This is a genomic window from Amycolatopsis sp. NPDC003865 (assembly GCF_053605345.1).
The window spans coordinates 1-16,023 of sequence record NZ_JBSGJA010000041.1 but is presented as its reverse complement, the minus strand read 5'-3'; the positions used below and the strand labels follow the sequence as shown (position 1 = coordinate 16,023).

Sequence of the window (16,023 nt, the reverse complement as noted above, 5' to 3'; positions counted from 1 at the left end):
TCCACAACCGACCACCCCTGGGGACAACCAGTCCCGCGAGCGCCAAGTTTAGGGATTTGCGGGTCCCGCATGCGGTTCACTCGGGGCGACCACGCCGTGAACCCGGAGGTACCTGGTGGCACTGTCTGCGGGCAAGGACAAGGACAAAGTCGTCGAAGCGCTCCGGGCGTCCCTGCGGGACAACAAGCGGCTGCGCGAACAGAACGACCGGCTCGCCAAGGCCGCCACCGAACCCATCGCCATCGTCGCCATGGGCTGCCGGTTCCCCGGCGGGGTCGCCGGCCCCGACGACTTCTGGGACCTGCTGAAGAACGGCACCGACGCCATCGGCGCCTTCCCCGCCGACCGGAACTGGACCGCCGAAGAACTCGCCGGCAGCAACACCGCCGAAGGCGGCTTCCTCGACGACGCCGCCGGTTTCGACCCCGGCTTCTTCGGCATCTCGCCCCGCGAAGCCCTCGCCATGGACCCGCAGCAACGCCTGCTGCTCGAAGTCGCCTGGGAAACCTTCGAACGCGCGGGCCTCGACCGCGACGCCCTGAAAGCCAGCAGCACCGGCGTCTTCATCGGCTGTAGCAACCAGGCCTACGGCTCCGCGGACTTCGACACCCTCCCCGACGAAGTCCGGGGCCACCTGCTCACCGGCAGCGCCGTGTCGGTCGCCTCCGGGCGGCTCGCCTACACCTTCGGCCTCGAAGGCCCCACCGTCACCGTCGACACCGCCTGCTCGTCGTCGCTCGTCGCGCTGCACCTCGCCGTGCAGGCCCTGCGCGCGGGGGAGTGCTCGATGGCGCTCGCCGGCGGCGTCACCGTCATGGCCACGCCCGCCGTCTTCGTCGAATTCACCAGCCAGGGCGGGGTTTCCGCGTCCGGGCGGTGCCGGTCGTTCGCCGACACCGCCGACGGCACCGGCTGGGGCGAGGGCGCCGGCGTGCTGCTCGTCGAACGGCTCTCCGACGCGCGCGCGAACGGCCACCCGGTGCTCGCCGTCCTGCGCGGGTCCGCCGTCAACTCCGACGGCGCCTCCAACGGCCTCACCGCCCCCAACGGCCTTTCCCAGCAACGCGTCATCCGCGCCGCGCTCGCCAACGCGGGCCTCGAACCGTCCGAAGTGGACGCCGTCGAGGCGCACGGCACCGGCACCACCCTCGGCGACCCCATCGAGGCACAGGCCCTCCTGGCCACCTACGGCCGCGATCGCGAGCACCCGCTCCGGCTCGGCTCCGTCAAGTCCAACATCGGGCACACCCAAGCCGCCGCCGGCGTGGCCGGCGTCATGAAGATGGTCCTGGCCCTGCGCCACGGCGAACTGCCCCGCACGCTGCACGTCACCGAACCGTCCGGCCAGGTCGACTGGACGCGCGGATCGATCGAGCTGCTGACCGAGCACACCCCGTGGCCCGAGACCGGCACGCCCCGGCGGGCCGGCGTCTCGTCGTTCGGCGTCGGTGGCACCAACGCCCACGTCGTCCTGGAAGCGGCCGAGCCCGCAGCCGAGCGAGCCGAAGCGCCGCGGGGCCCGGCAACGTGGTTGCTGTCCGCCCGCACCGCCGATGCCCTGCGCGCACAGGCCGACCTGCTGCGCAGGACCGTGAAAGACGACCCTCGCGACGTCGGCCGGACACTGGCTGCCCGCACCGCCTGGGAACACCGCGCCGCCGTCGTCGGCGGCACCGTCGAGGACCTGGTCCACGGTCTGGACGCGATCGCGGACGCGACGCCGTCGGCCGAGGTGGTCCGGGGCATCGCCGCGCCGCCGGGCCGGACCGCCTTCGTCTTCCCCGGGCAGGGTGCCCAGTGGGCGGGGATGGCCGTCGACCTGCTCGGACAGTCCCCGGTGTTCGCCGCGCGCCTGGCCGAGTGCGAGACGGCGCTGCAGTCTTATGTGGACTGGAACCTGACCGACATCCTGAGCGATGCGGAAGCCTTGGAGCGAGTCGACGTCGTACAACCGGCTTCCTGGGCCGTGATGGTTTCCCTCGCCGCGCTCTGGCAGTCGGCGGGCGTGCGGCCGGGCGCGGTCGTCGGGCACTCCCAGGGCGAGATCGCCGCCGCCGTCGTCGCGGGCGCCCTGTCCCTTGAGGACGGTGCTCGGGTGGTCACGCTCAGAAGCAAGCTCATCGCCGAGAAACTGGCCGGCAAGGGCGGGATGGCGTCGGTCGCGTTGCCCGAGGCCGAGATGACCGGGCGATTGGACGGCCGGGTCAGCATAGCGGCGGTCAACAGCCCGGGCTCGGTCGTGCTGTCCGGCGAGCCGGAAGCACTCGACGAACTCGTCGAAGCCTGCGTGGCCGAAGGCATCCGCGCCCGCCGCATCCCGGTCGACTACGCCTCGCACTCCGCGCACGTCGAAGCCATCGAGGACGACCTCCGGGAAGCACTCGCCCCGATCACCCCGCGCGAAGAGAACATCCCGGTCTACTCCTCGGTGCTCGGCGACTGGGCCGCCGCCATGGACGCCGGCTACTGGTACCGGAACCTCCGCCGGCCGGTGTTGTTCGACACGGCCGTGCGCGGCCTCGCCGAAGCCGGGTACACGACGTTCGTCGAGGTCAGCGCCCACCCCGTGCTCGCCGCGGCGATCCAGGACACCCTGGACGAGCCCGTCGTCGTCGGGTCGCTGCGCCGAGGCGACGGCGGCTTGCCGCGCTTCCTGACGTCCCTGGCCGAACTGTGGACGCGCGGCGCCGTCGTCGACTGGGCCACCCTCTTCCCGGGCGCGCGGCCGGTGGAGCTGCCCACCTACCCGTTCCAGCGCGAACGCTACTGGCTGACCCCTGCTCAAAGAACCGCCGGAGCGGACGGCGACTTCTGGTCCGCTGTGGACAGTGGTGACGCCGAAGTGCTCGCCGGCTCCCTCGACGTCGACGCGGCGGCGGTCACCGGTGTCCTGCCCGCCCTCGCGCAGTACCGCAAGCGCCGCCGAGAGCAGTCCGTCGTGGACAGCTGGCGGTACCGGATCGCCTGGCGGCCCACGACTCCGCCGGACGCGGTCCTCACCGGCCGCTGGCTGGTCGTCGCCCCCACCGGTCACCCGGTCGCCGATCTCGTCGGCGGACTGGCCGCGCACGGCGCCGAGCCGGTCCTGCTGACGGTCGAGCCCGGCGGGGTACTCCCCGAGCTGCCCACCGAAGGCGTCACCGGCGTCCTGTCCTTGCTCGCCTTCGCCGAGGACGGCCTCTACGCCACCGTCGAGCTGGCCCGGGCCGTGGACAAGCTGCCGCTGTGGCTGCTGACCCGCGGTGCCGTGTCCACCGGCCGGTCCGACCGGCTGGCCAGCCCGGACCAGGCGCAGGTCTGGGGCCTGGGCCGGGTCGTGGCGCTGGAGCACCCGGACCGCTGGGGCGGCCTGGTCGACCTGCCCGGAACGCTCGACGACCGCGCGCTCGGGCGCCTGGCCCGGGTCCTCGCCGACGGCGAGGAAGACCAGGTCGCGATCCGCGCGTCCGGGGTGCTGGCCCGCCGCCTGGTCCCCGCCCCGGCCGGCGCGCCGCGGGGGGAGTGGCGCACGAGCGGAACCGCGCTGGTCACCGGCGGCACCGGGGCGCTCGGCGCGCACGTCGCCCGCTGGCTGGCCGGTGCCGGGGCCGGCCACCTCGTCCTGACCAGCCGCCGCGGCCCCGACGCGGACGGCGCCGCCGAGCTGCGCGACGAGCTGACCGCGCTCGGCGTCGAGGTGACCATCGCCGCGTGCGACGTCGCCGATCGCGATGCCTTGGCCGCCCTGCTGGCCGACATCGAACCCCGCGTCGTCGTGCACGCGGCCGGGGTGGGCCGCTCGGCCGCGCTGGCCGGCCTCGACCGTGCCGAGCTCGCCGAGACGCTGCGGGCGAAGGTCGACGGCGCGCGGAACCTCGACGAACTCCTGCCGGACGTCGACGCGTTCGTGCTGTTCTCCTCCAACGCCGGCGTCTGGGGCGGCGGCGGCCAGGCCGCGTACGCGGCGGCCAACGCACACCTCGACGCCCTCGCGCAGCACCGCCGCGACCGCGGCCTGCCCGCGACGTCCGTGGCGTGGGGCGCGTGGGCCGGGCCGGGCATGACCGGTGACGCCTCCGGCGAGCAGCTGCGCCGCCGCGGCGTCCGCGCGATGGACCCCGCGCTCGCCCTCTCGGTGCTGCGGCAGGCCCTCGCGGCCGACGAGACCTTCCTGTCCGTCGCGGACATGGACTGGGCGCGGTTCGCCCCCGCCTTCACCGCCGCCCGCCCGCGGCCGCTGCTCGACGAGCTGCCCGACGTCCGCCGGGGCCGCGCGGAGGCGGCGGCCCCGGAATCGCGGGTCGACCAGCGCCTTTCCGGGCTGAGCGAGGCCGCGCGGGCCGAGGCGCTGCTCGACCTCGTCCGCGCCGAGACGGCCGCCGTGCTGGGGTACCCCGGACCCGGCTCGGTCGAGCCCGACCGCGCCTTCCGCGACCTCGGTGTCGACTCCCTCATCGCCCTGGAGGTGCGCAACCGGCTCGTCGCGGCGACCGGGCTCAAGCTGCCCGCCGTGGTGCTGTTCGACCACCCGGACCCGCGGCGGCTCGCCGCGCGGCTGGGGCACGAGCTGATCGGCGCCGGCCCCGTGGCGGCCGAGCGGCTCGTGTCCCGGGTGGACGCCGACGACCCGATCGCGATCGTGTCGATGGCCTGCCGCCTGCCCGGGGACGTGCGGTCGCCGGAGGACCTGTGGACCCTGGTCGCGGCGGGCGCCGAGGGCCTGACGCCCTTCCCGGTCAACCGCGGCTGGGACCTCGGCGAGGTGGCCGGCGTGGGCGGGTTCGTCCACGACGCCGACGAGTTCGACGCCGCTTTCTTCGGCATCTCGCCCCGCGAAGCCCTGGCCATGGACCCGCAGCAGCGGCTGCTGCTGGAAAGCGCCTGGGAGCTGTTCGAACGCGCCGGCCTCGACCCGCGCTCGCTGCGCGGCAGCGCCGCCGGGGTGTTCGTCGGCTGCGGCACCCAGGGCTACGCGACCGGCCACACCGAAGCGCCCGAAGAGGTCGAAGGACACCTGCTCACCGGGAACGCCGGTGCCGTCGTGTCCGGCCGGGTGTCCTACGTGCTCGGGCTGGAAGGCCCGGCGGTCACCGTCGACACGGCGTGTTCGTCGTCGCTGGTGGCGCTGCACCTGGCCGCGCAGTCGGTCCGCTCCGGCGAGTCGTCGATGGCGGTCGCGGGCGGCGTCACGGTGATGGCGACACCGGGCGCGTTCCAGGAGTTCGGCAGGCAGGGCGGCTTGGCCGGCGACGGCCGCTGCAAGGCCTTCGCCGACGCGGCCGACGGCACCGGCTGGGGGGAAGGTGTCGCGCTGGTGCTGGTCGAGCGCCTCTCGGACGCGCGGCGGCTCGGTCACCCCGTGCTCGCGGTGCTGCGAGGGTCGGCGATGAACTCCGACGGCGCGTCGAACGGCCTGAGCGCCCCGAACGGCCCGTCCCAGCAACGCGTGATCCGCTCGGCGCTCGCGAACGCCGGACTGCAACCGTCCGATGTGGACGCCGTCGAGGCGCACGGCACGGGCACGAGCCTGGGTGACCCGATCGAGGCCCAGGCGCTGCTGGAAACCTACGGCCGGGACCGCGAACGCCCGCTGTGGCTCGGCTCGGTGAAGTCGAACCTGGGGCACACGCAGGCGGCGTCCGGTGTCGTGGGCGTGCTCAAGATGATCCTTTCCCTGCGCGGCGGGACGCTGCCCAAGACCCTGCACGTCGACCGGCCGTCGACCCGGGTCGACTGGACCGCGGGCGATGTCCGGCTGCTCACCGAGGCACAGCCCTGGCCTGCCGGCGATCGGCCGCGCCGCGCCGGTGTGTCGTCGTTCGGGGTCAGCGGCACCAACGCGCACGTCATCATCGAGGAACCACCGGCGGTTCCCGCTGCCGACGGTGACCCGGAACCCGGCGTGGTTCCGTGGGTCCTTTCCGGACGGACCGAGCAGGCGGTCCGCGACGCCGCGAGCGGGCTGGCGGCGGTCGACGGCGATCCTCTGGACATCGCGTTCGCGCTGGCCGCGCGGTCGGTGTTCGAACACCGGACCGTCGTGGTGGGGGACGACCCCGCGACGGCGCCGATCGTCCTGGCCGAGCCGGGGAAGACGGCGTTCCTGTTCTCCGGGCAAGGTTCGCAGCGCGTCGGCATGGGCGCGCAGCTGTACGAGCGGTTCCCGGTGTTCGCCGAGGCCTTCGACGCGGTGTGCGCGCACCTCGACGCCGAGCTGGACCGCCCGCTGCGGGAGGTCGTCTTCGGCGACGCCGGGCTCCTCGACCGGACCGGCTACACCCAGCCGGCGTTGTTCGCCGTCGAGGTGGCGTTGTTCCGGCTGCTGGAGTCGTGGGACGTGCTTCCGGACCACGTGGCCGGGCACTCGATCGGCGAGCTGGCCGCGGCGCACGTCGCCGGGGTACTGTCCCTCGAGGACGCCTGCACGCTGGTGGCCGCGCGCGCGAGCCTGATGCAGGCGCTGCCCGCGGGCGGGGCGATGCTCGCCGTGCAGGCCACCGAAGACGAGATCGTCCCGCTGCTGGACGAGCGGGTGTCGCTGGCCGCGGTGAACGGGCCCGAAGCCGTCGTGGTCTCAGGTGAGGTCGACGCGATCGAAAGCCACTTCACGGGGCTGGGCCGGAAGGTCCGCCGGCTGACCGTCTCGCACGCGTTCCACTCGGCGGCGATGGACCCGATGCTCGCGGAGTTCGGGCGCGTGGCCGGGGAACTGACCTACACCGCGCCGACGATCCCGCTGGTGTCCACTGTGTCCGGCCGGATCGCCGGCGACGAAGTCCTGCGCCCGGACTACTGGGTCCGCCAGGTCCGCGAAACCGTCCGGTTCGCCGCCGCGGTCGAGACCCTCGCCGGGCTCGGCGTCACGCGGGCGCTCGAACTCGGCCCCGACGGCGTGCTCTCGGCCCTGGCGGCCTTCCCGTCCGCGCCGGTGTTGCGCAAGGACCGCGCGGAGTACCGGAGCCTGCTCACCGCGCTGGCCGACGCGCACACCCGCGGCCACACCGTCGACTGGACCGCGGTCCTGCGCGCGGCCCACCCCGGGCACGTCGCCCGGACGGTCGCCCTGCCGACCTACCCGTTCCAGCGCCGGCGCTTCTGGCTGGAAAGCGGGCCGGCTCCGATCGGGCAGTACGAGGTCACCTGGCAGCCCGTCGCCGACCCGGGTGCGGGCACGCTGCCCGGGAACTGGCTCGCCGTAGCGCCCACCGGCACCGTTCACCTCCTCGACGACGTCCTCGAAGTCGCTCCCGAAGACGATCGGGCCTCCCTGGCCGCCCGGCTGCGGGACCGCGACCCCGCCGGCGTCGTGTCCACTTTGGACCTCCAGGGTCAGCTCGCGCTGGTCCAGGCCCTCGGAGACGCCGGCATCGACGCACCCCTCTGGTGTGTGACGCGCGGCGCGGTCGCGGCGGTCGACGGCGACGAGCCGGATCCGGCGCAGGCGATGGTCTGGGGCCTCGGGCGGACCACCGCGCTGGAACACCCCCACCGCTGGGGCGGGCTCGTCGACCTGCCCGCCGACGGGTCCGTGCCCGCGCACCTCCCCGCGGTCCTCGGCGGTGCGACCGGGGAGGACGAAGTCGCGCTTCGCGGGTCGAAGGTGCTGGCCCGGCGGCTGACTCGCCGCACGGCCCACCCGGCGAAGCCGTGGCGGCCGAGCGGCACCGTCCTGGTCACCGGCGGCACCGGCGCGCTCGGCCGGCACGTCGCCCGCTGGCTGGCCGGCGCGGGCGCCGAGCACCTCGTCCTGACCAGCCGCCGCGGCCCCGCCGCACCCGGCGCCACCGAGCTGCGCGCGGAGCTGACCGCGCTCGGCGCCCGCGTCGACGTACTGGCCTGCGACCTCACCGACCGCGCGGCGCTCGCCGCGACCCTGGACACCGTCGGCCCGCTGACCGCCGTCGTGCACACCGCCGGGGTGCTGACCGACGGCGTGCTCGAAGCCCTCACCCCGGCGCGGCTCGCCGCGGTCGTCGACGCCAAGGCCGTCGCCGCCCGGAACCTGCACGACCTGACCGCCGGGCACCCCCTGGCCGCGTTCGTCCTGTTCTCCTCCTGCGCGGGCACCTTCGGGGCGGCGGGCCAGGGCAACTACGCGGCCGCGAACGCGTTCCTCGACGCCCTCGCCGAGCAGCGCCGGGCCCACGGGCTGGTGGCGACGTCGATCGCGTGGGGACCGTGGGCCGACGGCGGGATGGCCACGACGGCGGCCGCCGAGGAGCACCTCGGCCGCACCGGGCTCGTCCCGCTGCGGCCCGACCGGGGGATCGCCGCGCTGCGGGCCGCGGTCGAGAGCGGCGGCGCGGCGGTCACGGTCGCCGACGTCGACTGGGACCGGTTCGCGGCCGCGCTCACCGCGCACCGCCCGAGCCCGCTGCTCGCCGGTCTCCCCGAGGTCCGGCCCGCCGCGGCCACGGATTCCCTCGGCTCCCGGCTCGCCAATCTGTCCACAGTGGACGCCGAGCGGCTGCTGCTGAAGGTGGTGCGCGAGCAGGTGGCGTTCGCGCTGGGGCACCGCTCGGCCGATGACGTCCCGGCCGGCCGGACCTTCAAGGAGCTGGGGTTCGACTCGCTGACCGCGGTCGAGCTGCGCAACCGCCTCGGCACCGCCACCGGGCTGCGGCTGCCGGCGACGCTCGCGTTCGACTACCCGACCGCGACCGCGCTGGCGGCGTACCTGCGCGCCGAGCTGCTGGGCGCGGTCGACGAAGCACCGGTGGCCGCCGCGAAGGACACCGACGAGCCGATCGCCATCGTCGGCATGAGCTGCCGCTTCCCCGGTGGGGTGGGCAACCCGGACGAGCTCTGGGCCCTGCTCGCCGAGGGCCGCGACGCCGTCACGGAGTTCCCGGCCGACCGCGGCTGGGACACCGCCGCGCTCTACGACCCCGATCCCGACCACGCCGGGACGACGTATGTCCGTGAAGGCGGGTTCCTGACCGGCGCCGACCGGTTCGACGCCGAGTTCTTCGGGATCTCGCCCCGCGAGGCGCTGGCCATGGACCCGCAGCAACGGCTGCTGCTGGAGGCGTCCTGGGAGGCCCTGGAGCAGGCGGGCATCGACCCGCTGTCGGTGCGCGGCGCGCCGGTCGGGGTCTTCGCGGGGACCAACGGGCAGGACTACACCGCGGCCCTGCACTTCGGCGAAGAGAGCGTCGACGGCTACCTCGCCACCGGCAGCGCGGGCAGTGTCCTGTCCGGCCGGATCGCCTACGAGCTCGGCCTGGAAGGCCCGGCGATGACGGTCGACACGGCGTGCTCGTCGTCGCTGGTCGCCCTGCACCTGGCCGCCCAGTCGCTGCGCTCGGGCGAATGCTCCCTGGCGCTGGCCGGCGGCGTGACGATCATGTCCACGCCCGGCCTGTTCGTCGAGTTCAGCCGCCAGCGCGGACTGGCTCCCGACGGCCGGTGCAAGGCCTTCGCCGACGAGGCGGATGGCACCGGCTGGGGCGAAGGCGTCGGCGTCGTGCTCGTCGAACGCCTTTCCGACGCCCGCCGCCACGGTCACCCGGTGCTGGCGGTCGTGCGGGGTTCGGCGGTGAACCAGGACGGTGCGTCGAACGGGCTGACCGCGCCGAACGGCCCTTCACAGCAACGCGTGATCCGGGCGGCGCTCGCTTCGGCGGGGTTGGCACCGTCCGATGTGGACGCGGTGGAGGCGCACGGCACCGGCACGACGCTGGGTGACCCGATCGAGGCGCAGGCGCTGCTGGCGACGTACGGCCGGGACCGCGAAGAGCCGTTGTGGCTGGGGTCGATCAAGTCGAACGTCGGGCACACGCAGGCCGCGGCGGGCGTCGCGGGCGTGATCAAGATGGTGCTGGCGATCCGGCACGGCGTGCTGCCGGCGACGCTGCACGTCGGCGAGCCGTCCCGGCACGTCGACTGGGACAGCGGCGCGGTCTCCCTGCTGACCGAGTCACGGCCGTGGCCGGAGCGCGAAGGTCCGCGCCGCGCCGGGATCTCGTCGTTCGGGGTCAGCGGAACGAACGCGCACGTCATCGTCGAGGAGCCAGCGCGCCCCGATGCGGCCTTGGTGGTGTCGGACGCACCGAAGGCCACATCGGGGCACTCGGGGCCGGTGCCGTGGGTGCTGTCGGGCCGGTCGGAAGCCGCCGTCCGGGACCGGGCGGGTGCCCTGGCCGACGTCTCCGGGGACGACGCCGAGATCGCGTGGTCGCTGGTCGGCACCCGCTCGACCTTCGAGCACCGTGCGGTCGTCCTGGCCGATCACCGCGACGCGCTGCGGGAGCTGGCGGCCGGGGCGCCGGGGCCGTCCGTGGTCACCGGCACCGCCGCGGCCGCGGGCGAGACGGTGTTCGTCTTCCCCGGCCAGGGCGCGCAGTGGACGGGCATGGCCGCCGGCCTGCTCGGCGAGCCCGTCTTCGCCGGCCGGCTCGCCGAATGCGCCGCCGCGCTGGAACCGTACGTGGACTGGTCGCTGACCGACGTCCTGGGCGACGCCGCCGCGCTGGAGCGGGTCGACGTCGTGCAACCCGCGTCCTGGGCCGTGATGGTGTCGCTGGCCGCGCTGTGGCGCTCGGCCGGCGTCGAACCCGACGCCGTCGCCGGGCACTCGCAGGGCGAGATCGCGGCCGCGGTCGTCGCGGGTGGACTGTCCCTCGAGGACGGCGCGAAGGTCGTCGCGTTGCGCAGCAAGGCGATCGCCGCCGGGCTCGCCGGCCACGGCGGCATGGCCTCGGTCGCGCTCGACGCCGGGTGCGTCGCGGAACTGCTGCCGGACGGGGTCGCGATCGCGGCCTACAACAGCCCGGCGTCGACCGTGGTCTGCGGCGAGCCGGCCGCGCTGGACGAGCTGATCACCCACTGCGCGGAGAACGACATCCGCGCCCGGCGCATCCCGGTCGACTACGCCTCCCACTCGGTCTACGTCGAGGGCATCCGCGACGAACTCCGGACCGCCCTCGCGGGCCTGCGGCCGCGCACCGGCGACATCCCGTTCCACTCCGCCGTGACCGCCGAACCGGTCGACACCGCCACCCTCGACGGGGACTACTGGTACCGGAACCTCCGCGAACCGGTCCGCTTCCTCGACACGACCCGGGCGCTCATCGAGGGCGGGCACCGGTTCTTCGTCGAGGTCAGCGCGCACCCCGTGCTGCTCAGCGCGATCCAGGAAACCCTCGACGACACCCCCGGCGTCGTCGTCGGAACGCTGCGCCGCGGCGAAGGCGACCCGCGCCGCTTCCTGACCTCGGTCGCCGAGCTGTGGACGCAGGGACACGCCGTCGACTGGCCGGCCTTCGTCCCGCGGACGCGCACGGTCGGCCTGCCCACCTACCCGTTCCAGCACCGGCGCTACTGGCCGAAGCCCGCGCCACCCGCGGCGCCGGCCGGCGACCCGCTCGACGAGCGGTTCTGGGAAGCCGTGGAACGGGAGGACGTGACGGCCCTCGCCGGCACCCTCGCGATCGCGCCGGAACCGCTCGGCGACGTCCTGCCCGCGCTCGCGTCCTGGCGGCGCACCCGCCTCGAACAGTCCACTGTGGATGGATGGCGCTACCGGATCACCTGGAAGCCCCTGGCGATCACCGAACGCCCACTCGACGGCACCTGGCTGCTCGTCACCCCGGACGGCGGCGACCACCCCTGGCTCGACGCGGCGCCGCGGATCTTCGAGTCCGTGGTCCCGGTGACCGCCGGCGACACCGACCGCGCCACGCTCGGCAAGCGCCTGGTCGACCTCGGCCCGGTGGACGGCGTGCTCTCGCTGCTGGCGCTCGACCCGGCCGGGCAGCGCGGCGTCGCGAACACCCTGCTCCTGACCCAGGCGCTCGGCGACGCCGGGATCACCGCCCCGCTGTGGCTCGCCACGGCGGGCGCGGTCGCCACCGGCCGCGGCGACACGATCACCGCCGCCGGACAGGCGCAGATCTGGGGTTTGGGCCGGGTCGTCGGCCTGGAACACGCCGACCGCTGGGGTGGCCTGGTCGACCTGCCCGCCACGACGGACGAGCGCGACCGGCGGCGGCTGGCCGGGATCCTCGCCGCGGCGGGCGACGAGGACCAGGTCGCCGTGCGGCCGTCCGGGGTGCTCACCCGCCGCCTGGTGCCCGCCCCGCTCGGCGACGGTGCCCCGGCCCGCGACTGGCGGCCGTCCGGCACCGTGCTGATCACCGGGGGCACCGGCGGGATCGGCGCCCACGTCGCCCGCTGGCTCGCCGGCCGTGGCGCGCAACGCCTGGTCCTCACCAGCAGGCGTGGCGAAGCGGCGCCCGGCGCGGCCGAGCTCCGCGACGAACTGGCCGGGCTCGGCGCCGAAACGACGATCGCCGCTTGCGACGTGGCCGATCGCGTGGCGGTAAAAGTTCTGCTCGACGAGCTGGCCGAAGCGGGCACGCCCGTCCGCGCCGTGTTCCACGCGGCCGGGATCGTCCAGGGCACCGCGCTGGACGACACCGAACTCGCCGAGTTCGGCGAGGTGGTGGCGGCCAAGGTGGACGGCGCCGCGCACCTCGACGAACTCCTGGCCGACGTCGACGCGTTCGTCCTGTTCTCCTCCAACGCCGGCGTCTGGGGCAGTGGCGGCCAGGGTGCCTACGCGGCGGGCAACGCCTTCCTCGACGCGCTCGCGCAGCGCCGCCGGGACCGCGGTCTCACCGCCACTTCGGTTGCGTGGGGCGCCTGGCAGGGCGCGGGCATGGCGGGCGACGACGACGCCGAGGAGCACCTGCGCCGCCGCGGGGTCGGTGCGATGCCGCCGGAGCGGGCGCTGCTCGCGCTGGGGCAGGCGCTCGACGGCGACGAGACCGTGCTCACCGTCGCCGACGTCGACTGGGAGCGGTTCGTGCGGGGCTTCACCGCCGCGCGGCCGCGGCCGCTGCTCGACGACCTGCCCGCGGTCCGCCGGGCGCTCGACGCCCAGCGGGCCGAACCGGAGGCGACGCCGGAGTCGTTCACCGGCCGGCTGGCCGGCCTGCCGCCGGTCGAGCAGGAGCGCGTGGTCCTCGACCACGTCCGGGACGCCATCGCCCGGGTGCTCGGGCACACGGGCGGCGGCGAGATCGACGCGCAGCGGCCGTTCAAGGAGCTCGGCTTCGACTCCCTGACCGGCGTCGAGCTGCGCAACCGCCTGCGCACGGCGACCGGCCTGAAGCTGCCCGCCACGCTCGTCTTCGACCACCCGACCCCGTCGGCGCTGGCCGGGTTCCTGCTCGCGGCGCTGGTCGGCGAGGAAGTCCCGCTCCTGACCGAGCTGGACCGGATCGAAGCGCTGGTTTCAGGGGTTTCCCCAGAGGATGCCGCCTTTGGTCAAATCACCAGCCGCCTTCGGACCATGCTGGACAAGCTGGGGGAAGCGCGGGCGTCCGACGACGGCCGTCCCCGGGTCGCCCAGCAGCTCGAAGCCGCGACGGACGACGAAATTTTCGACTTCATCCACCGGGAGCTAGGCAGGTCGTGAGATGCCCGCGCCCGGTGGTGGACCGCACGAGGACCACAAGGGCGAGGGCGCTGGTGAACGAAGAGAAGCTCCGGGACTACCTGAAGTGGGTCACGACCGACCTCGCCGAGACCCGGCAACGCCTCCAGGACCTGGAGGCGGGGGAGCGGGAGCCGATCGCGATCGTGGCGATGGGCTGCCGGTTCCCGGGCGGCGTGACCTCTCCAGAGGAGCTCTGGGACCTCGTCGAGAGCGGCGCCGACGCGATGACGCCGTTCCCCGCCGACCGCGGCTGGGACACCACCGGCGGCGACTACGCCCGCACGGGCGGGTTCGTCGACACCGCCACGACCTTCGACCCGGCGTTCTTCGGCATCAGCCCGCGCGAGGCGCTCGCCACCGACCCGCAGCAGCGGCTCCTGCTCGAAGTGTCGTGGGAGGTCTTCGAACGCGCGGGCATCGACCCCGGCTCCCTGAAAGGCACGTCGGCCGGGGTCTTCGTCGGTTCGACGCCGTCCGGGTACGGCGTGGGCAGCGAGACCGGCGAGGTCGCCGGGCACCTGCTCACCGGCAACGCGGGCAGTGTCCTGTCCGGGCGGCTCGCCTACAGCTACGGCCTGGAAGGACCGGCGGTCACCGTCGACACGGCGTGCTCCTCCGCGCTGGTCGCGCTGCACCTCGCCTGCCAGGCGCTGCGCAAGGGGGAGTGCTCCCTCGCGCTGGCCGGCGGCGCCACGATCATGTCGACCCCGGCGGTCTTCCTCGAGTTCGCCCGCCAGGGCGGGCTGGCCGGCGACGGCCGGTGCAAGCCGTTCGCCGAAGCCGCCGACGGCACCGGCTGGGGCGAAGGCGTCGGCCTCCTGCTGCTGGAGCGCCTGTCCGACGCGCGGCGCCGCAACCACCCGGTGCTCGCCGTGGTCGAAGGCTCCGCCGTCAACTCCGACGGCGCGTCCAACGGCCTGACCGCGCCGAACGGCCCCTCGCAGCAGCGCGTGATCCGCGCGGCACTGGCCGCCGCCGGGCTGGCGCCGTCCGATGTGGACGTCGTCGAGGCGCACGGCACCGGGACCACGCTGGGCGACCCGATCGAGGCGCAGGCGCTGCTGGCCACCTACGGGCAGCACCGCCCGGCGGACCGGCCGCTGCGCGTCGGCGCGGTGAAGTCCAACATCGGGCACACCCAGGCCGCCTCCGGCGCGGCCGGCGTCATCAAGATGGTCCTCGCCCTGCGGCACGGGCACCTCCCGCGGACCCTGCACCTGGACGAGCCGACATCCCACGTGGACTGGTCGGCCGGCGCCGTCGAGCTGCTCGGCGAGCCGATGCCGTGGCCGGAGCGCGACGCGCCCCGCCGGGCCGGGGTGTCCGCGTTCGGCGTCAGCGGCACCAACGCCCACGTCCTGCTGTCGGAAGCGCCGGCGGCCGAAGAGGCCGAAGAACCGCCGGCCGTCCAGGGGCAGCTGCCCTTCCTGGTTTCGGCGCGCGGCGCCGACGCCCTGCGGGAACAGGCCGCGAGCCTGAGGTCCATCGTGGCCGAGGTCGAACCGCGTGACCTTTCGTGGTCGCTGGCCACCGGCCGGGCGGCCCTCGACGACCGCGCGGTCATCCTCGCCGGCGACCGGGCCGAGCTGCTGCGCGGCCTCGACGCGCTCGCCGCGGACGGCGTCGCGCCCGGCCTGGTGCGGGGCACGGTCCGGCCCGGGAAGCTGGCCTTCCTGTTCACCGGCCAGGGTTCCCAGCGCGCCGGCATGGGTGCGGAGCTGCACGCCCGGTTCCCGGTCTTCGCCGCCGCCTTCGACGAGGTGTGCGCGGAGTTCGACCGGCACCTCGACCGTCCACTGCGGACGGTCATCGAATCGGGCGAGCACCTCGACGAGACGGCGTACACCCAGCCCGCGCTCTTCGCGCTCGAAGTGGCGCTGTACCGGTTGGCCGAGTCGTGGGGCTACGTCCCGGACTACCTGCTCGGCCACTCGATCGGCGAGCTGGTCGCCGCGCACGTCGCCGGGGTCCTGTCGCCGGCCGACGCGTGCACGCTGGTCGCGGCGCGCGGCCGGCTGATGCAAGCTCTGCCCGCGGGGGGCGCGATGGTCGCGGTCCAGGCGACCGAAGACGAGGTCGACCTGGCCGGCGGTCTCTCGATCGCGGCCGTGAACGCTCCCGGTTCGCTGGTCCTGTCGGGTGACGAGGACGTCGTGCTGGCCGCGGCGGGCCACTTCGCCGGGCTGGGCCGCAAGACCAAGCGCCTCGACGTCTCGCACGCGTTCCACTCCGCCCGCATGGACGGCATGCTCGCCGAATTCCGGCAGGTCCTCGACGGGCTCACTTTCCACCCGCCGAAGATCGCGGTGGTCTCCAACCTCACCGGGGCCCTCGCCGACCGGCTGACCTCGCCGGACTACTGGGTCGCGCACGTCCGCGAGGCCGTGCGGTTCGCCGACGGGATCGACTGGCTGCGCGACGCCGGCGTGACGGGGTTCCTCGAGCTGGGGCCCGACGGCGCGCTGGCCGCGCTCGCCCAGGAATGCCTGCCGGAGGGTGCCGCCGTCGCGGCGCTGCTGCGCCGCGGTCAGGTCCACGGTCTTCCGGAAGTGGCGGGTGGCCGGCGGCACCCCGCCCATCGGGTCGCCTTCGGGGTACCA

At 74.8% G+C, this 16,023-nt stretch carries 1 protein-coding gene and 1 pseudogene; both read left to right on the top strand.

Going from position 1 to position 16,023, the window contains the following annotated elements:
- Nucleotides 1-115: 115 nt before the first annotated feature.
- Nucleotides 116-13,402 (top strand): type I polyketide synthase, encoded by a 13,287-nt coding sequence (locus ACWEVP_RS48855; protein WP_452069453.1) that lies wholly within the window; start codon nt 116-118, stop codon nt 13,400-13,402.
- Nucleotides 13,403-13,452: 50 nt separating this feature from the next.
- Nucleotides 13,453-16,023, top strand: a pseudogene (locus ACWEVP_RS48850) (type I polyketide synthase); the annotation flags it as partial.